The sequence below is a fragment of the Nonomuraea sp. NPDC059194 genome (assembly GCF_042754765.1).
Taxonomy (GTDB): Bacteria; Actinomycetota; Actinomycetes; order Streptosporangiales; family Streptosporangiaceae; genus Nonomuraea.
Window position 1 is genome coordinate 117,438 of sequence record NZ_JBHZBH010000011.1, and the last position, 20,328, is coordinate 137,765.

Below are 20,328 nucleotides of genomic sequence, written 5' to 3' on the forward strand. Positions count from 1 at the left end.
GACGCGCTTCGATGAGGGGCCAGCCCCCGGCTGCCCGCCATGATCACATCACGGGCGACGACCGGGGGACGGGGCCGGGGTCCGGAGACCCACCGGTGGGGGCCCGGGGGAGTCGGGCACCCAGGGACCGGTCAGACGTTGCGGCGGTACTGGCCGCCTGCCTCGAAGAGGGCCTCGGTGATCTGGCCGAGCGAGCACACGCGCGCCGCGTCCATCAGCACCTCGAACGCGTTCTCCTCCGACATGGCGACCTCTCTCAGCCGCCGCAGCGCCGCCGCCGACTCCGAACGGTTCCTGGCGTGGAAGCCGTGCAGGCGGTCGAGCTGGGAGCGCTTCTCCTCCTCGGTCCCCCGGGCCAGTTCGAGCGGACCGTGCTCCACGTCGCCGCGCGGGTTGCGGAAGGTGTTCACGCCGATGATCGGCAGCGACCCGTCGTGCTTGCGGGTCTCGTAGAGCATCGACTCGTCCTGGATCTTGCCGCGCTGGTAGCCGGTCTCCATCGCGCCGAGCACGCCGCCCCTGTCCGACAGCCGCTCGAACTCGCCGAGCACCGCCTCCTCCACCAGGTCGGTCAGCTCGTCGATGATGAACGAGCCCTGGAGCGGGTTCTCGTTCCTCGCCAGGCCCCATTCGCGGTTGATGATGAGCTGGATGGCCATCGCCCGCCGTACCGACTCTGCGGAGGGGGTGGTGACGGCCTCGTCGAAGGCGTTGGTGTGGAGGCTGTTGCAGTTGTCGTAGATCGCGATGAGGGCCTGGAGGGTGGTGCGGATGTCGTTGAAGTCCATCTCCTGGGCGTGCAGCGAGCGGCCCGAGGTCTGGATGTGGTACTTCAGCTTCTGCGAGCGTTCGGCCGCGCCGTACCGCTCCCTCATGGCGACGGCCCAGATACGGCGGGCCACGCGTCCGAGCACCGAGTACTCGGGGTCCATGCCGTTGGAGAAGAAGAACGACAGGTTGGGCGCGAAGTCGTCGATGTTCATGCCGCGCGCGAGGTAGGCCTCGACGTAGGTGAAGCCGTTGGAGAGGGTGAAGGCGAGCTGGCTGATGGGGTTGGCGCCCGCCTCGGCAATGTGGTAGCCGGAGATGGACACCGAGTAGAAGTTGCGCACCTGGTTGCGGATGAACCATTCCTGGATGTCGGCCATCATGCGCAGGGAGAACTCTGTGGAGAAGATGCAGGTGTTCTGTCCCTGGTCCTCTTTGAGAATGTCAGCCTGTACGGTGCCCCGCACGGTGGCGAGCGTCTTCGCACGCAGCTGGGCGGCCTCCTGCGGGGAAGGCGCTCGGCCTTCGGCGGACTCGAAGCGCTCGAGGGCCTGGTCGATGGCGGCGTTGAGGAAGAAGGCCAGGATCGTGGGGGCGGGACCGTTGATGGTCATGGAGACGGAGGTGTTCGGCGCGGACAGGTCGAAGCCGTCGTAGAGCACCTTCATGTCGTCGAGCGTCGCGATCGACACCCCCGAAGTCCCGACTTTTCCGTAAATGTCGGGCCGCAGGTCGGGGTCGTTACCGTACAGCGTCACCGAGTCGAACGCGGTCGACAGCCGCGTCGCCGGCTGGCCCTCCGAGAGCAGCTTGAAGCGGCGGTTCGTCCTGAACGGGTCGCCTTCGCCGGCGAACATCCTGGTCGGGTCCTCGTCGTCCCGCTTGAAGGGGAACACGCCCGCCGTGAACGGGAAGCGGCCTGGGAGGTTCTCCGAGCGGAGGAAGCGCAGGAGCTCGCCGTGGTCCTCGAAGCGGGGCAGCGCGACGCGCGGAATCCGGTTGCCCGACAGGGTCTCGCGCCACAGCGGGGTGTGGATCTCCCTGTCGCGGACCCGCACGACGAGCTCGTCGGCCGTGTACTGCTCCTTCAGCGCCGGCCACTCGGCCAGCAGCGTCCGGCTCTCGTCGGACAGTTCCCCCTCGGCCCGCTCGGCCAGCTCAGCCAACCGCGCGTCCGTCGCGCCCGTCCTGTCGGCGGCTCGCCCGGAGTTCACGCCGGTCCCGCCGCTCGGGCCACCCGCGGCGAGGCCTGTGCCGCCGCTCGCCTGGGCCTGTGCGTCGGGCGAGGTGGCCGCCAACGCCGTGCCGGGCTCGCCGGTCGGGGTGAGGGTGGAGGTTTCACCCAGGAGGGCGCGTACGGCGGTCAGCTGCTGGCGGCGACGGGCCACCTCCACCTGGGCCAGTGTCTCGGCGTGGTAGCCGCGTACCGTCTCGGAGATCTCCGCGAGATAGCGGACCCGCGCGGGCGGCACGATCGCGGCGGCCGTCTGGGAGGTGCGCACCCGCACCTTCGGTAGCAGTCCGGCCCCGGCCGGCATGCCACGCTCCACCAGCACGTCACGCAGGTGCTGGTAGAGCGCCGTCACGCCCGCGTCGTTGTAGCGGGCCGCGATCGTCCCGAACACCGGCATCTCGTCGGGCGAGACCCCGAACGCCGCCCTGTTGCGCACCATCTGCCGGCGTACGTCGCGCAGGGCGTCCTCGGCTCCGCGCCGCTCATACTTGTTGATCACTACGGCCTCGGCGAAGTCGAGCATGTCGATCTTCTCCAGCTGTGAGGCCGCGCCGAACTCCGGCGTCATCACGTAGATCGGCACGTCCACGTGCGGGACGATCCCCGCGTCGCCCTGCCCGATGCCGGGCGTCTCGACGATGACGAGGTCGTATCCGGCCGCGCGGCACGCGGCGATCACGTCGTCGAGGCAGGCGGGCACCTCGCTGGCGGCGCCGCGGGTGGCGAGGGAGCGGAAGTAGGTCTGGCCGCCGAGGCTGTTCATCCTGATGCGGTCGCCGAGCAGGGCACCGCCGCCACGTCGCCTGGTGGGGTCGATGGCGATGACGGCGATGCGCAGCTTGTCGTCGTTGTCGACGCGGATCCTGCGCAGCAGCTCGTCGGTCAGCGACGACTTGCCGGACCCGCCGGTGCCGGTGATGCCCAGCACGGGCGCCCGCCGCACCGCGGGCGCGCCACCATCGGCGGCTCCGTCGGTTTCGCCGCCTTCCACGGGTTCCCGGTCCTCCACCGGCGCATAAGCCCCGGCTCCGGCAGCGCTCCCGAGAGGCGCGCGGCCCGGGCCCAGCGCGCCGCCCAGGGCGCGGATGCCCGCGAGGAGCTCCTCGGGCGCGCGGCCCGCCTCGATCAGCGTGATCGCCCTGGCCAGCGCCGCCTGGTCGCCCGAGGCGACGGCCTCGACCGACGGCGGGTCGCCGAGCTCGACGTCGCATTCCTCGATCAGCTTGTTGATCATCCCGGGGAGGCCGAGTCGCTGCCCGTCCTCAGGGGAGAAGATCCGCGCCACGCCCCTGGAGTGCAGCAGCTCGATCTCCTCGGGGACGATGACGCCGCCGCCTCCGCCGTACACCCTGACGTGCCCGGCGCCGCGCTCGCGCAGCAGCTCGACGAGGTAGCTGAAGAACTCGACGTGGCCGCCCTGGTAGGAGCTGATCGCGACGCCCTGGACGTCTTCCTGGATGGCCGCGGTCACGATCTCGTCGACGGACCTGTTGTGCCCGAGATGCACGACCTCGGCCCCTTGTGACTGCAGGATCCGCCGCATGATGTTGATCGCGGCGTCGTGGCCGTCGAACAGCGCCGCCGCGGTCACGAAACGGACGGGATGGACCGGTGCGTGCACGCCTGATCACTCCTTTGTGAGGGGCCTCCCTTCCGAAGATACTAGGACGTCCTACTATTTCCCAGTCGCCGCCTCGTACGGCCTGCGCCGCGTGGCCGTTCTCCCGGAGGGCTGCGGGCTCACGACGGTACGGCCGGCCTGGGCGGAACGCTCCAACGGCACGCGCGCCCGCTCTCCCCCCGAGAAGGCGACATCATCGCCCGGCACGCGAGCGCGAGGAACACCGGCCCGCGACCGGGCCTCCTCGACGCCCGATCCCCGGTGGCGGCCAGGGCCGCGGGACCGGCCCGCCACCCGGAACGACACGATCAACGCGGTCAGCACCATCGCCGCGAGCAGCGCCTGGGGCGTCCCCAGCACGTCGAACGGCGAGCCGCCCGCAGCGGCCGAAACCGAAGTCGATACCGAAGGCGGCGCGGCCTGGGCAGTGAGAGGCGGGCGTACCTCGATCAGCGTGGGTCGTTGCTCGACCAGCCGCGGCAGCCCGTAACCGACGACCTGGTCGGTGTCACGGACCTTGCGTTTGAGCCAGACCCTGTCGACGTTCGCCTCGATCGTGTGGATCTTCGAGCCGGCGACCTTCTCGACGATGCCGACGTGGTCGATGCCCTTGTAGCTCTTGCCGCCCTTCCAGTCGTAGAAGACGAGGGCGCCGGGCTCTGGTCTGTCCGACCAGGCTCCCCGCTGGATGAACCAGGCCGCGTGGGAGGGCGTCCAGGCGAACTGTCCGACATATTGCTGGACGCCCGCCTTCTGTGCGGCCCACGCGATGAACATGTCGCACCATGGCGCGTTGCGGTACTGGGGGTCCTGGACGAGGTTCGCGTACCACGTGCCGAACTTCGTGTGCTGGCCGCCCTTCTCGCGGTATCCGAGCTCGGGTCGCGCCGCCTCTAACAGTCCTTCAGCGATCGGGTCCAGGACGACTCCTTCCCAGAAGACCGGCGACTAACGAGGGACTGTAGTAGCGCCTTCGTGCCCGCGTGCCGGACATCTGGAAAGTGTCTATATATGAGGTGAAATATACCCGCTGGGACGGAGGTGACTTCCTACTGCAGGTAGGAGTAGAGGTTCTTCCAGCTACCCGCGTAGTAGCAGTTCAGCGACGGCTCCTTGGCCTTGCCCTCGTTGCACACCTTGACCTCGACGAGGACGACGCGGTGGTCGGTGAAGGCGAACTTCTTCGGCGTGCCCTTGGAGCAGTCGAGGTAGTAGCGGTGCTTGGACGGCACGCTTCCGTCGCTCTTCAGGTACGAGATGCGGAAGACCGTCCAGCCGCAGCCCTTGCTGTTCGTCAGGTCGGTGATCTTGCCCTTGACGTGGACGGTGGCGGTCATGGGGTTCGTGCTCTTGTCACGCGCCACCACGGTGAGAGTCCCGCCCGTGACGGCCCTGTCGCCCTGGGCGCGCAGCGGACCCCACGTGGTGGGGGAGTCGGTGGAGGCGGCGGCGGAGGCTGCGGTGGCGGAGGCCGCCGCGGTCAGCAGCCCCGCGGTGACGGCGATCAGGATGGTACGGCTGGTCCTCATGGAAGTTCTCCTCTCTGTGCCGAGAGTGTGGACTTCCGCGCTTTCACGCCGGTTGAGAACCGCCGTACCTTTTCATGAACCGACGCCGACCCGGTACATCGAGGTGCCGCCCTCCCCCGACGGCACGACGTCGGCCACGATGACGGTCACGTTGTCGGGCCCTCCGCCCTCGTTGGCCAGCTCGATGAGCTTGCGCACGGCGGCGTCGGGCTCGCCGTACGAGGTCAGGATCTCGTGCAGCGTCTCTGGCCCCAGCACGTCGGTCAGCCCGTCGGAGCACAACATGTAGCGGTCGCCGACCTCGGCCTCGCGCAGCGACATGTCCGGCTCGGACCTGCCCTCGCTGCCCAGCACGCGCAACACCATCGACCTGCGCGGATGCACCGCCGCCTGGTCCTCCGTGATGCGGCCTTCGTCCACCATCGACTGCACCAGGGTGTGGTCCTTGGTGATCTGGTAGAGCGCGCCGTCACGCAGCAGGTACGCCCGGGAGTCGCCCAGATGGGCCAGGGCGAACCTGGTGCCGTCCCACAACATGGCGGTCACGGTCGTGCCCATGCCCCTGCGGGCAGGGTCGATCTCGACCAGCTCGGCAAGCCTGCGCCCCGCCTCAAGAACGGCCGCCTCCAGGGCGGTTTCGAGATCGGCGCCCGCCTCTGGCAAGCTTGCGTCGAGCTCGCGCAGCACCGAGATCGTGGCGGAGCTGGCCAGCTCGCCGGCCGCGTGGCCGCCCATCCCGTCCGCGATCGCCAGCATGCGGGCGCTCACGTAGCCCGAATCCTCGTTCTGCTCCCTTCGTCGGCCCACGTCCGACCCGGCGGCATAGCGGATGTTGTGCTTCATAGTAGGCAGTAAATCATTGGTTGAAACACTTCACAAGCAGATGCGCTGAAGAGTGTTGTGAACTAATGTGGCCTTCATGAGCCACGACCCGACCGTGAACGCCGGCGACATCGCTCGGCTCGCCGGTGTCGGGCGGGCCGCGGTGAGCAACTGGCGCCGCCGCCACGACGACTTCCCCAAACCCGTCGGCGGAACCGCCGCGCAGCCGCATTTCGCGCTGCGCGAGGTCGAGGCATGGCTGAGTCGCTATGGGAAGTCCTACCAGGTCTCGCTGGCAGATCGCGCGTGGCAACGCCTGAAAGCTTCGGGAGATCTTCAGCTTGGCGAGCTCGTGGCCGCCGCTGGGGGCTTTCTCGCCAGTCCCGGCAGCGGCGATCACGGGCTCGACCCGCGTCTGGCCGCCGTGCTGCGCGAACTGGCCGCCGAGCGCGGCGCGCTGGCCGCCTACGAGTTCCTGTGCGCCCGCTACTTCGAGGCCCACTCCCGCAAACTGTCCGTCACCCGCGACGACGTGGCGGCCCTGATGGTACGGCTGGCCGCGCCCGAGGGCGGCATCGTCCTCGACCCCGCCTGCGGCGTCGGCACCCTCCTGCTGCCGCTGGCGCCCCGCGACCCGGCACCGGGCCCCCACCGGGTCCCCAACGGTGTCCCCAACGGTGGCCCCGGTGGTGTCAGGGTGCTCGGCCAGGAGCTGGAGGCCACCTCGGCCCGCATCGCCGCCGCCAGGCTGGCACTGCGCGGGGTCGAGGCCGAGATCGTCCACGGCGACGCGCTCAGACACGACGCCTTCCCCGGCCCCCGCGCCGACGCGGTGGTCTGCGACCCGCCGTTCAACGAGCGCTCGTGGGGCTACGACGAGCTCACCGGCGACCCCCGCTGGGAGCACGGCCTGCCGCCGCGCGGCGAGTCCGAGCTCGCGTGGGTGCAGCACTGCCTCACCCACGTCAGGCCGGGCGGCCTGGTCGCCATCCTCATGCCGGCCGCCGCCGCCAGCCGCAGGGCGGGCCGCCGCATCAGGGGCAACCTGCTGCGGGCCGGCGCCCTGCGGGCCGTCGTGACGCTCTGGCCGGGCGGCCCCGACCTGTGGCTGCTGCGCAGGCCTGACAGCGGTGAGCGCCCGCCGTCCGAGATCGTCATCATGGACGCCGAGGGTGACCTGAGCACGGTGGAGCCCACGCTGCGCGAGGGCGCGCACCAGGTCCGCATCATCGACCTGCTCGACGACGAGGTCGACGTCAGCCCCGCCCGCCACGCCCCCCGTGCGGGCGCCGATCTCGGCCGCGCCTTCGCCGACGCCCGCGAGCGCTTCCTGGCCGCCTCCGTCGACGCGCCCGACCTGCTGGTGCTCGACCAGCCGCTCGACCGGCCCGCCACCACGATCGGCGAGCTGGTCAAGGCGGGCCTGGTCACGATCCTGCAGGCCCCGCCCAGAATGGCGGCCGACGGCGGCGACCTGCCCGTGCTGACCGCCGACGACGTGGAGCGCGGCACGACGCCTTCGGGCGCCACGACCGCCGAGCCGGGACTGGTCAGGATCCAGCCCGGCGACGTCGTGGCCACCTACGCCACGGCCAGGGTCGTCAGCCAGGACGGCGCCGTCCTCGGCCCCCAGCTGACCCTCTACCGGGTCGACCAGCGCCGCGTCGACCCCCACTTCCTCGCCGGGTTCCTGCGCTCGGCAGGGGCGCGGGTGCCCGCGGGCTCCAGCAGGGTCGACGCGCGCCGCACCCGCCTGCCCAGGCTGTCGCTGGCCGAGCAGCGCGCCTACGGCGACGCCTTCCGCCGGCTGGCCGTCATGGAAGACTCCCTGCGCGAGGCGACCGCGCTGGGCGAGACGCTCATCAGGCTCGGCCACGAGGGCCTGGCCGACGGCCGCCTCCAGCCGCCGCGCTGACCGCGGATCAGGCCGCGCACGTGTCGTGCGTGGCGTCGAACCCCTTCAGCGCCTCCGCATCCCCCGCCTGCAACGGCTTCAGCCCCTTCCAGTCGTCGCCGATCGTCAGCACCAGCCGCGGCGTCGTCGCCTTGGCGACGAGCTGGGGCGTGCCGGACAGCAGGTCGCGGGTGATCGTGGGCACCCGGGTCTCGCCGTTCGGCGAGTACAGGATCAAGGTCTTCGGGTACGGCTTGCGCGGCGCGTCGCCGATCTTGGCGATGTGGTAGCCGCGCTGCTCGAGCGCCACCGCCACCTGGCTGGCCAGCCCGGAGCGGAGCGTGCCGTTGCGCACCTCAACATTGATCTTCGAGCGCGGCACCTTCGCCTGGCCGCCCTTGATCCCCGCCACGCTCTTGTCCTTGGCGACGATCTGGAACAGGGTCTTGGCCTGCGGCTGCACCCACTCCACCCGCCCCGGCTGGGTGATGGAGTAGTGCCACGGCGTGGTGACGAAGCGGATCTGCCCGGCGGTCATGCCCTGCGCGCTCTCGGCGAGGTCCTTCATGACGCCGGCCGTGAGGGCCGGGTCGGTGGCGACGGCCTTGGTGGCCGCGTCGAGGAAGCCGAGGAGCCTGGCCGGATCGGTGAGCGTCTGCCCGCTCATCACCTTCTTCAGCATGGAGGCGATGAACATCTGCTGCCGCTGGATGCGTCCGATGTCGGAGCCGTCGCCCATGCTGTAGCGGGCGCGGACGTAGCCGAGCGCCTGCTCGCCGGTGAGCGTCTGGCGCCCCGCGTCGAGGTGGAGCAGCGCCTTGGTGTCGTCGATGCGTTCGGGCAGGCACACCTCGACCCCGCCGACGGCGTCGACCATGCTCTTGAAACCGGTGAAGTCGACCTTCACGAAGTGGTCGATGTGGATGCCGGTCAGCGACTCGATCGTCTTCCACGTGCAGCCGATGCCGCCGGAGTTGAACGACTCGTTGATCATGCCGAGGTGGGGCTGCTGGCCCGGCAGCCTGCCCTTGGCGCGGCAGGCGGGCAGCTGGACCAGCGAGTCGCGGGGGAAGCTGATCACCATGGCGTCGTCGCGCCTGGACGACAGGTGCGCCAGCATGATCGTGTCGGTGCGCTCGCCCTCGATGGCGCGGCCGTACTTCGCGTTCTTCCCGCCGCGCTGGTCGGAGCCGACGATCAGCACATTGAGCGCGGTCGTGGGGGCCTTGGGCGGCCGGGTGGCGCCCAGATCGCCGGAGACGTCGATGTGCTCCACGTTGCCGGTCAGCTTCACATACACGCCGATCACCACGCCGGCGGCGGCGAGCACCAGCGCGATCGTCACCCCGGCGACCCAGCGAAGCCAGCGCCGCCGCGCCCGCGCGGGCGGCCCTGGAGGGGGCGAAGGCGAAGGAGGGGCGTCAACGAGCCCGCTACTCACATGTCACTCCAGGGGAGGGCCAAGTCGAACTCGCCGAGTGTACTGAGTCACACGGCCCCGGGTGCGCCGAAACGCGGGCAGGGGGAGGCCATAGGATCGAGCCCTTGGCTTTTGACCCTTTTCGCCGGGAGGCGTTCATGTCTGATGTCACCTTCAAGGGCAACCCGATCACCGTCGGCGGCACTTTCCCGCAGCCGGGCGACGCGGCCCCCGCGTTCAGCCTCGTGGGCAAGGACCTGTCCGACGTGACGCTCGCCGCGTTCGGCGGCAAGACCAAGGTCCTCAACATCTTCCCCAGCGTCGACACCGGCGTCTGCGCCGCCTCGGTCCGCCGCTTCAACGAGGTGGCCGCCCAGCACCCGGAGGTGGCCGTGGTGTGCGTCTCGGCCGACCTGCCGTTCGCCCAGGGCCGCTTCTGCGGCGCCGAGGGCCTCGACAACGTGGTGACGCTGTCGCTGATGCGGGGCAGGGAGTTCCTGACCGCGTACGGCGTCGCCCAGGAGTCGGGCCCGCTGGCGGGTCTGGCCGCCCGCGCCGTGGTGGTGCTCGACGCCGACAACAAGGTCGTCTACTCCGAGCTGGTCCCCGAGATCACCCAGGAGCCCGACTACGAGGGCGCGCTCAAGGCCCTGGCGTAACACTCTCGTGGCGGATCCCCGGGAAGGGGATCCGCCGCAAGCCCTGTGGAGGCGTGATGGCGTGCGATGACCTCGGCGTCGAGGTGCGGGTGCCCTCGGCGGTCGGCCGGATCGTCTCCCTCGTGCCCTCGCTCACCGAGTCGGTAGCGGCCACGGGCAAGCTGGTCGGGGCCACCGACTGGTGCAGCCATCCGGCCGACCTCGACGTGACCAGGGTGCGCGGCACCAAGAACCCCGATCTCGACCGGATCGTGGCGCTCGAACCCGACGTGGTGCTGGCCAACGCCGAGGAGAACAGGGAGGCCGACCTCCAGGCGCTCAGGCAGGCGGGCCTGGCGGTGTGGGTGACGCGCATCGAGACCGTCGAGGCCGCCTTCACCTCGCTGGCCAGGATGTTCGAGCACGCCTGCCGCAGTCCCGAACCGGCCTGGCTCGGCCGCGCGCGCCAGGCGTGGGACTTCCCTGAGCCCGAGGTCAGGCGCACCGCGATCATCCCCATCTGGCGGCGGCCGTGGATGGTGGTCGGCCGCGACACCTTCACCGGCGACGTCCTGCGGCGGCTGGGCGTCGACAACCTCTACGCCGACCACGCCGAGCGCTACCCCAAGATCCCGCTCGACGAGCTCGTCGCGCAGGACGCCGACCTGGTGGTGCTGCCGGACGAGCCGTACGCCTTCAACGAGCACGACGGCCCCGAATGCTTCGCCGCCAGGAGCGCGCTGGTGAGCGGACGCCTGCTGACCTGGTACGGGCCCTCGATGGTGGAGGCGCCGGCCGCGCTCATGGCCGGCCTGGGCCGCTGACTCACGCCAGGGCCGCGTCGACGCTCTCCGGCGACAGCACGTGCTCGGTCACCATCACCGCGGTCCCGATGATGCCGGCCCTGTCGCCCAGCACGCTGTTGACGATCTCCAGGTTCCTCGTCGTGTACGGCAGGCTGTGCCGGTAGACGCTCTCCCTGATGCCGGTCAGGTAGTGCTCCCTCGTCTCGGCCATGTCGCCGGCCAGCACCAGCACGCCCGGGTTGAGCAGGCTGACCGCGGTGGCCAGCACCAGCCCGAGCGTGCGCCCCGCCTCCTGGGTGCGGGCGATCGCCTCGGGATCGCCCGCCTGCACGAGGCGGACCACGTCGCGGCTGCTGTCCTGCCCGAGGTCCTGGGCCACGGCCAGGCCGCTGGCCAGCGAGGCCACGCACCCCTTCGAGCCGCAGGTGCAGACCCTGATGTCGCTCTCGTTCAGCCGCACGTGGCCGATGTTGCCCGCGCCCTCCTCCACGCCGCGGTAGATGCGCCCGTCGAGCACGATGCCCGCGCCGATGCCGGTGGAGACCTTCACCAGCAGCAGCGAGGGCGAGCGGCGGTGGGCGGCCCACCACTCGCCGAGCGCCATCGCCTTGGCGTCGTTCTCCACCAGGATCGGCACGTCGAACCGGGCGCCGAGGCTCGCCTTGATCGGCAGGTCGTCCCAGCCCGGCATCAGGAAGGACCGCAGCACCTTGCCCGAGGTGTGGTCGACCGAGCCCGGCAGGTCGAGGCCGATGCCGCACACCTGCTCGCGGGTGCGTCCGGTGCGGTCGAGCAGGCGCTCGAAGGCCTGCCGTACCCACGTCAGGACCTCTTCGGGGCCGCGGTCGATGCGCATGCTCGCCGACTCCTCGGCCTGCGGGCGCGCGGCGAGGTCGGTCAGCGCCACGCGCGCGTGGCCGGCGCCGAGGTCGGCGACGAGGACGGCCCTGCTGGTGGAGTCGAGGGCCAGGACCGAAGGCGGGCGCCCGCCGCCCGAGGCGCCCTTGTCGGCCTCGCGGATGTAGCGGGCCTCGATCAGCCGGTCGACCCTGTCGGTGATCGTGGACCTGGACAGGCCGGTGTGGTCGATCAGCTCTTTGCGGGTACGGCAGACGCCCTGCCTGATCAACTGGAGCACGTGTCCCGCTGTCAGCATCTCTAGCCCTTCTCCGCGCCTGCCGTGAGGCCCTCCGCCAGCAGCCGCTCACTGGCGAAGAACACCACCACGATGGGTAGCGTCAGGATGACCGATCCTGCCATGAGAACGGTCGTCGGGATCTCGATGCTGCCCGCCAGTTGCGACAGGCCCAGGGAGACAGTCCAGCTCTCCCTGCGCTCGACGAGGAAGAGCAGCGCGAAGAGGAACTCGTTCCAGGCGATCATGAAGGCGTAGAGCCCGGTGGCCATGAGCGCGGGCTTCGACAGCGGCAGCACCACCCGCCAGATGGTCTCGATCCGGCCGCAGCCGTCGATGGCCGCCGCCTCCTCCACGCTCTCCGGCACGGTCTCGAAGTAGTTGCGCAGCATGTAGACGGTGACCGGCACGGTCTGGGCGATGTAGACCAGGATCAGACCGAACAGCGACCCGCGCAGCCCGAGCATGGTGAACAGCACGAACAGCGGGATCGCCAGCACGATCGCGGGGAAGAGGTAGACCGCCAGGAACAGGAAGTGCACCTGGCGGCGGCCGAAGAAGCGCAGCCGCGCCACCGCGTAGGCGCCGGGGATCGAGATCAGCAGCGTCACCGCGACCGAGGCGACGGCGACGACCGCGCTGTTGCGCATGAACGTCAGGAAGCCCTGCCTGCCCAGCACGTCCTGGTAGGTGGACAGGGTGAAGTTGCGCGGCCACAGCGATCCGGGGTCGAGGATCAGCTCCTGGATGTCGCGGACCGACAGCATCACCATGTAGAGGAAGGGGAAGGCGGTGATCACCGTCAGGAACGCGATCACCAGCACCCTGAGCACCCTGAACAGCGCGCGCTCGAAGCGGTCCCTACTCACGCTCGCCCCCGAAGAACCTCAGGTACACCGCCAGGAAGACGACCAGCACCACGGCCAGCACGATGGCCTGGGCCGCCGAGGCGCCGATGTCGTCGCGCGCGGTGAGGAAGGTGTAGACCCTGACGCTGACCACCTCGGTGCCCGCGCCGCCGCCGGTGAGGAGGTAGACGTCGTCGAACTTGGTGAAGGTGAACACGAACCGCAGCACCGACAGCAGCGCCACGACGCGCCAGAGCTGCGGCATGATCACGTGCCGGAAGCGCTGGCTGGGCGTCGCGCCGTCGACGACCGCCGCCTCGTCGAGCTCGCGGGGCAGCGCCTGGAGCCTGGCGAGGATGAACAGGAAGGCGAAGGGAAAGTAGCGCCAGGCCTCGAAGGCGATGACGGTGAGCAGCGCCACCGGCACCGTCAGGCCGAGTAACGTGCCCCTGGCCTGGGTGAGGAAGGCGATCGGCTCGCTGAGCCAGGTGTTGACGATGCCGTACTGCGGATTCAGCATCACCTCCCACAGGAAGGCGACCGCCACGACCGGGGCGACGTAGGGGATGAGGATGGAGGCCCTGACCAGGGTGCGCCCCTTGAACCTGTCCTTCAGCGCCAGGGCGGCCACCAGGCCGATCGCGATCGACAGCGCGGTGCCCGCCACGGTGTAGACCAGCGTGTTGGTCAGGGCGCTCCAGAAGCCCGGCTCGGAGATGACGTAGGTGAAGTTGTCCAGCGTGTAGTTGCCGAACAGGCCGGTCCGCCTGATGTTGATCAGGCGCGCGTCCTGGAAGGCCAGCATGATCGCCCACAGCAGCGGGACGACCACGACGACCAGCGTGATCACGAGCGTGGGCGAGATGAGCAGCAGGCCCGTTCTGGCCTCCCGACGCCGCAGGGTCATTGCCTGATCCCGCGCTTGATCGCCTCGATGTCGGCCTTGGCCTGGGTGGCCGCGGCCTGCGGGGTCAGCGTGCCGTCCACGATGGCGCTGAGCGCCTTGGGCACGGGCAGTTCGCCCATGGTGGCCCCGACCAGCTTGCCCTGCCCCTGCGGGATGCCCCACCTGGCGAAGTTGTCAGGGCTGTCGCGCAGCGCGTCGAGCACCGCGGCCGGGTAGACCTCCGACAGCGGCTTCTTGGCGTCGACTCCCGCGGGCAGCGCGTCCCACTTGGCCGCGAAGCCCTCGCGGGTGGGGAACTTGCCCTCGGGCGCCATCCCGATCCACCGCTCGTAGCCCTCGTTCATCATGAAGGTGACGAACCGCTCGGCGGCGGCGGTGTTGGCGTCCCTGGTCACCGCCCACGAGACGATCTCGCCGTACTGGGCGGGCTGGTCGCCCGCCGGGCCCTTCAGCGCGGTGACCACGCCGGTGTTCTTGGCCAGCCACTCCTTGTCCTTCCTGCACTCGGGGCAGGACGGCAGCGCGTCGTTGCGCAGCCCGGCCAGCTCGTCGAGGATGAACGACGACCAGATGGTCATCGCGGCCTTGCCGGCGAAGTAGGTGGCCCTGGTCGAGTCGACGTCCTGCTCGCCCTTCACGGAGTACTGCGCGGCCAGGCGCGAGTAGAAGTCGAAGGCCTGCACGCACGCGGGGGAGTCGAGGGGGATGTTGCCCGCGCTGTCGACGAGCTGGCAGCCGTTGGCCAGCGCCACGTGCTCGAAGCTCTGCGCGGTGAAGGAGTCCTTGGGCGCGTTGGCCAGCGTGATGCCCGCGACGCCTCCGGTGTTGAGCTTCTTGGCCGCCGCCTCCAGCCGCTCGTAGGTGTCGGGCGGTTCGAGCCCCGCCTGATCGAACAGGTCCTTGCGGTAGAGGATCAGCTGCGCCCACCCGTCGCTGGGCACGGCCAGCAGCGTGCCGGAGGAGGTGTTGAGCTCCAGCGCCCTGGGCGAGAAGGTGGCGCGGCCGAGCCCGTCCACGACCTTGGCCGGAGTCTCGGTGTCGAGCAGATCGTTGGCCTCCAGCTCGCGCACCGCCGACAGGGGGAGCGCGCCGATGACGTCGGGCAGCCGTCCCGCCGCGGCGGCGGCGGTGACGATCTGGCTGAACTGGTCCTCCGCCACCCCGACCAGATTGACCTTGATGCCGGTCTTCTCGGTGAAGTCGGCGGCGATCCGGCGTTGCACGTTCATGCGGTCGGCGAGTGATTCCTCGGTCCACACGGTGATCGTGTCGGCGGGCTGTTCCTCCGTGCCGCCGCCGCACGCGGCCATGGTGAGAGCCAGCAGTGCGGCGGAGAGGACGGCGGTTACCTTGTACGGCATGGCTCGTTCCTCCTGACGTGATGGTGCCTGGAGTACCCGCTGCGCAGGGCGAGCAACGCGGTGTGCAATTTCCGGCATCCGTTGAGAAACTCGGCGGGTCCATCGTGCCTGGTCAGCGCCCGGATGCTTGATCATGGGAAAGGTAGCGTCCCGGGAATCTACGTTCCAACTCGCAGCAATGTGCGGTTAAAGACGTAGACTCTTAAGTGTGATTTGAGCGCCACTATGGTTTGCGATCACGCGGTAAATCGCCGACTTTTGTTTGATCAAAAAGCGTAAGTGTGGGAAATGCACGTCATAACCATTGAAGAGCCGGGTCTCGTCCGCGTCACCAAGGAAGAGCCCGGCCACCTGGCGCCAGGTACCGTGCGGGTACGCACGCTGTACTCGGGCGTCTCGGCCGGCACCGAGCTGACCGCCTACCGGGGGACCAACCCCTACCTCAACCGCAGCTGGGACACCGAGCGCCGGCTGTTCGTCGAGGGCCAGAGCCACTCCTACCCGCTGGCGGGCTGGGGCTACCAGGAGGTCGGCGAGGTCGTCGAGGCCGCGCCCGACGTCGCCGACCCGCCGGTCGGGTCGCTGGTGTGGGGCATCTGGGGCCATCGCGAAGAAGCGGTCGTCCCGGCCGCCAAGCTCGTCGGCCACCTGATCCCGCCCGGCGTCGACCCGCTCATCGGCGTCTTCGCCAGGGTCGGCGCGATCGCGCTCAACGCCGTCCACGCCGCCGACATCCACCTCGGCGACCAGGTGACCGTCTTCGGGCAGGGCGTGATCGGGCTGCTGGCCACCCGCCTCGCCGTGCTCAACGGGGCCAGGGTGGTCGCCGCCGACGCGCTGCCCGCCCGCCTCGAACTTGCCAGGCGGTTCGGCGCGGCCGAGACCTTCGACGTCCAGTCGGGCTCGGTGGCCGAGTTCGTGCGCAAGCGCATCGAGGGCGCCGACACCGCCATCGAGCTGAGCGGCAGCCACCTCGGCCTGCACGAGGCCATCAGGACCGTCCGCAGGGGCGGCAGGGTCGTCGCGGCGGGCTTCTACCAGGGCGAGGGCCTTGGGCTGCGGCTCGGCGAGGAGTTCCACCACAACCAGGTGCAGCTCGTCTCCTCGCAGATCGGCGGCGTGGCCTCGTGGCTGTCGCACCGCTGGGACGTCGAGCGGCTGCAGCGCACGTTCATGGAGCTGGTCTACCGCGGCGAGGTCGACGCCGCCCAGCTGATCAGCCACGTCATGCCCGTCGAATCGGCCGCCGAGGCCTTCGCCCTGCTCGACCGGCAACCGGCCGACGTTCTGCAACTCGTCTTCGCTTTTGAAGGAACCACAGGATGAAGCTCGCCGTACAGGAGCAGCTGCTGCCCGGCCGCACGCTGCAGGAGAAGTTCGCGTTCGCCCTCGATGCCGGGTTCGACGCGATCGAGCTGCGCGGCAAGGGCGACTTCCAGTTCGCCACCAGGCTGACCGAGCTCAAGCGCGCGCTGGCCGACGGGGTCGTCATGCCGACCGTCTGCGTCGACATGCCGCACTTCATCGGCGACTTCGACCCGGCCAAGCGCAAGGACGCCATCCAGCAGCTACGCTCCCAGCTGACGGTGATCGCCGAGCTGGGCGGCATCGGCGTGATGACGCCCGCCTCGTGGGGGCAGTTCTCCAGGCGGCTGCCGCCGTTCGAGCCGCCGCGCGGCCCCGAGGAGGACCGCGAGGTGCTGGCCGAGGCGCTGGGCCTGCTGGGCGAGCATGCGCAGCGCAACGGCGTGAAGATCATGCTGGAGCCGCTCAACAGGTACGAGAACCACATGGTCAACACGCTGGCCGAGGCGGTCTCCTACTGCGCCATGGACTCCATCAAGGTCGTCGGCGACACCTACCACATGAACATCGAGGAGGACGACCCCTGCCGCTCGCTGGTGGAGGCCGCGCCGTACCTCGCCCACATGCAGATCAGCGAGTCGAACCGCAACCAGCCGGGCACCGGGCACCTCGACTGGGGCGCGCAGCTGGCCACCCTGGACGCGGTCGGCTACGACGGCTACCTCGCGCTGGAGTGCCGCCTGCGCGGCGAGCCGGAGATCGTCCTGCCCCAGACCGCCGCCTTCATCAGGAAGTTCCTATGATCGCACGTGAGGCCGTGCGTGTTCTGGTCGCCAACTGGGACGGCAGCTACACCGTCCCGTCGCGGCGGCTCTATCCCCACCAGTGGAGCTGGGACTCCGCGTTCATCGCGATCGGCAACGCGCGGTGGTCGCCGCGCAGGGCCCGCTCGGAGCTGCTGTCGCTGTTCGGCGCGCAGTGGCGCGACGGCAGGGTGCCGCACATCGTCTTCAACCCCAGCGTGCCCGACAGCGCCTACTTCCCTGGACCGGAGTTCTGGGACGTCCGCGCCCCCTCGGGCAGCGCCACCTCGGGGATCGTGCAGCCGCCCGTGCACGCCATCGCGGCCTGGCAGGTGCACCTGGCCGAGCCCGACACCACCTTCCTGCGCCGCCTGTACCCGCGCCTGGTGGCCCAGCAGCACTTCCTCCGTACGGCCAGGCGCTCGGCCGACGGCCTGATGGCGATCGTCCACCCGTGGGAGTCGGGCATGGACAACAGCCCCGCCTGGGACATCCCACTCGCCGCCGTCGCGCCCGGACCGGCGGGCGTGGCGCGCCGCGACCTCACCCACGTCAGCCCCGACGAGCGGCCCACCGACCGCGACTACGAGCGCTACGCCGCGCTCGCCCGCGCCTACCGCGACACCGGCTACCGCAGGGCGGGCGCCTTCGCCGTGGAGGACCCGCTGTTCAACGCCGCCTACGGCGCGTCGGAGTCGGCCCTGGCCAAGATCGCCGCCGCCTGCGGCCTCGACCCCGCGCCGCACCACGCGGAGGCGGCCAGGGTCACCGCCGCGATGGTCGAGCACCTCTACGACGACGGCCTGTTCCACAGCCGCGACATCGACAGTGGCATCCTGCTGCGCTCCCACAGCGCGGCAGGCCTGGTGCCGCTGATCCTGCCCGACCTGCCGCGCGAGATCGTCAACGCGCTCACCGGCACGGCCCTCGACAGGTTCGAGATCAAGCGGGGGTTGCTGCCCAGCTTCGCGCCCGGTACGCCGGAGTTCGACCCGGTCCGCTACTGGCGGGGACCGAGCTGGATCAACCTGACCTGGCTGGTCTGGCACGGCCTGCGCCACCGCCGGCCCGACCTGGCCGAACTGCTGGCCGAGGGGATGATCAGGGCGGTGTCGACCGCGGGGTTCAGGGAGTACTTCGACCCGTTCACCGCCGAGGGGCACGGCTGCGGCGACTTCAGCTGGTCGGCGGCGCTAGTCCTCGACATCCTGGCTCAGCACGGCCTGGATGGTGTGCCGACGTCCCTGAGCCAGGTCGGCGAGGAGCTCGGGAGCCTGGCCGAATCCGACGACGTCGGTCACCACGTGCTCGCGTAGCCCCGTCCTGGCTTTGAGCAGCTCGACCGTCTCGTGGGAGAGCCGCTCCCTGTCCCACGCGTGGGCCAGGCCCCGCGGCACCCTGCCGATCTGGGCGCACCTGATCGACAGCCCGTTGTGGTGGAACTCCTCTCCCAGGCGCACCTCGTCGGCGCCGTGCGGGTAGAAGGCCAGGTCGATGACCGTGCCCTGGGGCCGCAGCAGCTTCAGCGCCAGGGCGAGGTAGCGGGCCTGCCCCCTGCACTGGAACACCACGTCGGCGCCCCTGTCGCCGGGGCCGTGCCGCCATCGTTCCTTCAGGGTGACGGCGGGCTCCTCCTCGGCGGTCGTCGCGCCGAGCGCCTCGGCGACGCGCAGCCGTTCGGGCGTCTCGTCCACCACGACGACCTCGGCGGCGCCGTGGTGGAGGGCGAAGCAGGCGGTCAGCAGGCCGACCACGCCCGCGCCCGTGACCGCCACCCTGCGGCCGCGCACGCCGTCGCCCAGGCTGTGGAAGGCGGGGCCGTACAGGTCGGCGGCGGCGTGCAGCAGGCCGTTGGCGCAGATGGGGCCCATGTGCGCGACGTAGATGCCCAGCAGCGGGTCGAGGTCGTCGGGCAGTTCGACGAAGCGGTCCTTGAGCGGGTCGGCCACGTGGCCGGTGCGGTGACCGTAGGCCATGGCCAGCAGCGAGCCCTCCCGCACGGCCCCGGTCCTGGTCTCGGTGACCATGCCGACCTGCATGTAGCCGATGCCGCGCACCGGGTACTCGATCGACGGCAGGCCCTCGGTGAACAGCCCGAGCACCGGATCCCAGGTGGCGTTCAGGTAGGGGTTGGTGCCCTTCACGTAGGTCAGCTCGGTGCCCGCCGACACGCCGCTGTAGACCGTCTGGACACGGAAGGCGCCCTTGGCCAGCGCGTTCGTCTTCTCCTCGACGAAGGTCACCTCGCCGGGCGCCTCGATGCTCAGTGTGCGGATCTCATCCATGCAGCACCACGGGAACCCTCTCGCTCGCCGAGCGCGCGACCGCGTGCGCCAGCCGGTGGGTGCGCAGCGCCTCCTCGTACGGCACGCGCACGTCACTCGCCCTGCCCTGGACCGCGTTCACGAACTCTCTGTCCACCCGCGTCTTGGCCTTGCCCGGGTCTTCCATGATGCTCTTCCCGTCGGCGACCAGCCGGGTTTCGCTCAGATCCAGCGACACCCCTTCCGCGCACACCTCGAGCCCGACCCGGCCCTTGGCGGGCAGCATGCAGGTGACCGCCAGCAGCCCCGCGGCTCCCGACTGGAACCTGAGCACGGCCGCGGTCGCCCGGTCGATCTCGCCGTCCTCTGGCATCCCGCCGGGCACGGCGTGCACCATGCTCACCTCGCCCACCAGCGCTCTGGCCAGGTCGAGCACGTGCACGGCCTGTTCGAGCACCTGCCCGCCCGACAGGTCGCGCCTGATCCACCACGGCACCGGCGCCACCTTGTCCAGCCAGTGGCCGATCGCCAGCTGGATCGGGCGGTCTTCGAGCAGTTCTCTGGCCCAGTCGATGATGTCGAGGTAACGCCAGTGGTGCCCGACGGCCGAGGGCAGACCTTTACGCAGGATCTCGCTGCCGATCCTTTCGGCCGTTTCCAGGTCGAGTGCGAGCGGTTTTTCAACAAATATCGGTAGATCGGACTCCAGACAGTCAAGCTCTGGCGTACCGTGCGCGAAAGGAGGAACACATACATAAACCGCATCAAGTCTGCCGGCAGCCAGCAGGTCGGCATGGTCGCCGTAGGCGGGGGAGCCATGCCGTGAGGCCAATGCCTCGGCCTTGTGGGGATCGGTGTCGGCGATTCCAGCGATCGTCACGTCGGGGAATGTGGAGAGGACGTCAGCGTGGCGTGCGGCGACATTTCCCGCTCCGATGATGCCGATACGGGTGAGTGAGGTCACGGATTGGCA

General features: G+C 70.1%; 16 protein-coding genes and 1 pseudogene. 6 read left to right on the top strand and 11 right to left on the bottom strand.

What is annotated here, in order from left to right; translation table 11 throughout:
• Positions 1–131: 131 nt before the first annotated feature.
• The 4 genes from ACFXJ8_RS16550 to ACFXJ8_RS16565 form a co-directional block, all read right to left on the bottom strand.
• Positions 132–3,623 (bottom strand): methylmalonyl-CoA mutase family protein, encoded by a 3,492-nt coding sequence (locus ACFXJ8_RS16550; protein ID WP_379644747.1) that lies wholly within the window; start codon positions 3,621–3,623, stop codon positions 132–134.
• A gap of 54 nt (positions 3,624–3,677) precedes the next feature.
• Positions 3,678–4,544, bottom strand: coding sequence for a CHAP domain-containing protein (locus tag ACFXJ8_RS16555; RefSeq protein ID WP_379644805.1), 867 nt, complete (start codon positions 4,542–4,544; stop codon positions 3,678–3,680).
• 128 nt (positions 4,545–4,672) lie between these two features.
• Complete coding sequence (locus ACFXJ8_RS16560; protein ID WP_379644748.1) at positions 4,673–5,152, bottom strand: hypothetical protein; 480 nt, start codon at positions 5,150–5,152, stop codon at positions 4,673–4,675.
• A 72-nt stretch (positions 5,153–5,224) separates the two neighbouring features.
• A complete protein-coding gene (locus ACFXJ8_RS16565) occupies positions 5,225–5,995 on the bottom strand; it encodes a PP2C family protein-serine/threonine phosphatase (protein WP_379644749.1) in 771 nt (256 codons plus the stop codon).
• A 76-nt stretch (positions 5,996–6,071) separates the two neighbouring features.
• On the opposite strand from ACFXJ8_RS16565, the gene ACFXJ8_RS16570 reads away from it, so the two are divergent.
• Positions 6,072–7,889 (top strand): class I SAM-dependent DNA methyltransferase, encoded by a 1,818-nt coding sequence (locus ACFXJ8_RS16570; protein ID WP_379644750.1) that lies wholly within the window; start codon positions 6,072–6,074, stop codon positions 7,887–7,889.
• Between the two features lie 7 nt (positions 7,890–7,896).
• Here ACFXJ8_RS16570 and ACFXJ8_RS16575 read toward each other — a convergent pair whose 3' ends face one another.
• Positions 7,897–9,213, bottom strand: coding sequence for an LCP family protein (locus ACFXJ8_RS16575; RefSeq protein ID WP_379644751.1), 1,317 nt, complete (start codon positions 9,211–9,213; stop codon positions 7,897–7,899).
• 233 nt (positions 9,214–9,446) lie between these two features.
• Here ACFXJ8_RS16575 and tpx point away from each other — a divergent pair, with 233 nt between their 5' ends.
• Positions 9,447–9,947, top strand: coding sequence for a thiol peroxidase (gene tpx, locus ACFXJ8_RS16580; protein WP_379644752.1), 501 nt, complete (start codon positions 9,447–9,449; stop codon positions 9,945–9,947).
• Positions 9,948–10,003: 56 nt separating this feature from the next.
• Positions 10,004–10,750: a helical backbone metal receptor gene (locus ACFXJ8_RS16585; RefSeq protein ID WP_379644753.1), complete on the top strand. Its 747-nt coding sequence runs from the start codon at positions 10,004–10,006 to the stop codon at positions 10,748–10,750.
• A gap of 1 nt (position 10,751) precedes the next feature.
• Here ACFXJ8_RS16585 and ACFXJ8_RS16590 read toward each other — a convergent pair whose 3' ends face one another.
• The 4 genes from ACFXJ8_RS16590 to ACFXJ8_RS16605 are packed head-to-tail and all read right to left on the bottom strand — an operon-like array spanning position 10,752 to position 14,983.
• A complete protein-coding gene (locus ACFXJ8_RS16590; RefSeq protein WP_379644754.1) occupies positions 10,752–11,888 on the bottom strand; it encodes an ROK family transcriptional regulator in 1,137 nt (378 codons plus the stop codon).
• Between the two features lie 2 nt (positions 11,889–11,890).
• Positions 11,891–12,736 (bottom strand): carbohydrate ABC transporter permease, encoded by an 846-nt coding sequence (locus tag ACFXJ8_RS16595; protein ID WP_379644755.1) that lies wholly within the window; start codon positions 12,734–12,736, stop codon positions 11,891–11,893.
• Complete coding sequence (locus ACFXJ8_RS16600; RefSeq protein WP_379644756.1) at positions 12,729–13,622, bottom strand: carbohydrate ABC transporter permease; 894 nt, start codon at positions 13,620–13,622, stop codon at positions 12,729–12,731. Before ACFXJ8_RS16600 ends, ACFXJ8_RS16595 begins: the two co-directional genes overlap by 8 nt.
• On the bottom strand, positions 13,619–14,983 hold the full coding sequence (locus ACFXJ8_RS16605) for an ABC transporter substrate-binding protein (protein ID WP_379644757.1): 1,365 nt from the start codon (positions 14,981–14,983) through the stop codon (positions 13,619–13,621). The genes ACFXJ8_RS16600 and ACFXJ8_RS16605 overlap by 4 nt, the downstream gene beginning before the upstream one ends.
• 288 nt (positions 14,984–15,271) lie before the next feature.
• Between ACFXJ8_RS16605 and ACFXJ8_RS16610 the strand changes: the two genes are divergently transcribed.
• Genes ACFXJ8_RS16610 through ACFXJ8_RS16620 form a run of 3 tightly spaced genes read left to right on the top strand, consistent with a single transcriptional unit; the run spans position 15,272 to position 18,407 of the window.
• Positions 15,272–16,309: a zinc-binding dehydrogenase gene (locus ACFXJ8_RS16610; protein ID WP_379644758.1), complete on the top strand. Its 1,038-nt coding sequence runs from the start codon at positions 15,272–15,274 to the stop codon at positions 16,307–16,309.
• Positions 16,306–17,091, top strand: a complete 786-nt coding sequence (locus ACFXJ8_RS16615; RefSeq protein ID WP_379644759.1) for a sugar phosphate isomerase/epimerase family protein — start codon at positions 16,306–16,308, stop codon at positions 17,089–17,091. Before ACFXJ8_RS16610 ends, ACFXJ8_RS16615 begins: the two co-directional genes overlap by 4 nt.
• The gene (locus ACFXJ8_RS16620) at positions 17,088–18,407 is read left to right on the top strand and encodes a hypothetical protein (RefSeq protein WP_379644760.1); all 1,320 of its coding nucleotides are present in this window, start codon (positions 17,088–17,090) and stop codon (positions 18,405–18,407) included. The genes ACFXJ8_RS16615 and ACFXJ8_RS16620 overlap by 4 nt, the downstream gene beginning before the upstream one ends.
• A gap of 105 nt (positions 18,408–18,512) precedes the next feature.
• On the opposite strand, the pseudogene ACFXJ8_RS16625 reads toward ACFXJ8_RS16620, so the two are convergent.
• Positions 18,513–19,376, bottom strand: a pseudogene (locus ACFXJ8_RS16625) (zinc-binding alcohol dehydrogenase); the annotation flags it as partial.
• Entirely contained in the window at positions 19,369–20,319 is a 951-nt protein-coding gene (locus ACFXJ8_RS16630) for a Gfo/Idh/MocA family protein (RefSeq protein WP_379644761.1), read from the bottom strand. The pseudogene ACFXJ8_RS16625 and the gene ACFXJ8_RS16630, both read right to left, overlap by 8 nt.
• Positions 20,320–20,328: the final 9 nt, after the last annotated feature.

Coding starts and splice junctions, on each gene's coding strand:
- ACFXJ8_RS16615 (WP_379644759.1), top strand. CDS start 16,306: ATGAAGCTCGCCGTACAGGAGCAGCTGCTGCCCGGCCGCACGCTGCAG.
- ACFXJ8_RS16605 (WP_379644757.1), bottom strand. CDS start 14,983: ATGCCGTACAAGGTAACCGCCGTCCTCTCCGCCGCACTGCTGGCTCTC.
- ACFXJ8_RS16570 (WP_379644750.1), top strand. CDS start 6,072: ATGAGCCACGACCCGACCGTGAACGCCGGCGACATCGCTCGGCTCGCC.
- ACFXJ8_RS16610 (WP_379644758.1), top strand. CDS start 15,272: ATGCACGTCATAACCATTGAAGAGCCGGGTCTCGTCCGCGTCACCAAG.
- ACFXJ8_RS16590 (WP_379644754.1), bottom strand. CDS start 11,888: ATGCTGACAGCGGGACACGTGCTCCAGTTGATCAGGCAGGGCGTCTGC.
- ACFXJ8_RS16600 (WP_379644756.1), bottom strand. CDS start 13,622: ATGACCCTGCGGCGTCGGGAGGCCAGAACGGGCCTGCTGCTCATCTCG.
- ACFXJ8_RS16560 (WP_379644748.1), bottom strand. CDS start 5,152: ATGAGGACCAGCCGTACCATCCTGATCGCCGTCACCGCGGGGCTGCTG.
- ACFXJ8_RS16585 (WP_379644753.1), top strand. CDS start 10,004: ATGGCGTGCGATGACCTCGGCGTCGAGGTGCGGGTGCCCTCGGCGGTC.
- ACFXJ8_RS16565 (WP_379644749.1), bottom strand. CDS start 5,995: ATGAAGCACAACATCCGCTATGCCGCCGGGTCGGACGTGGGCCGACGA.
- tpx (WP_379644752.1), top strand. CDS start 9,447: ATGTCTGATGTCACCTTCAAGGGCAACCCGATCACCGTCGGCGGCACT.
- ACFXJ8_RS16620 (WP_379644760.1), top strand. CDS start 17,088: ATGATCGCACGTGAGGCCGTGCGTGTTCTGGTCGCCAACTGGGACGGC.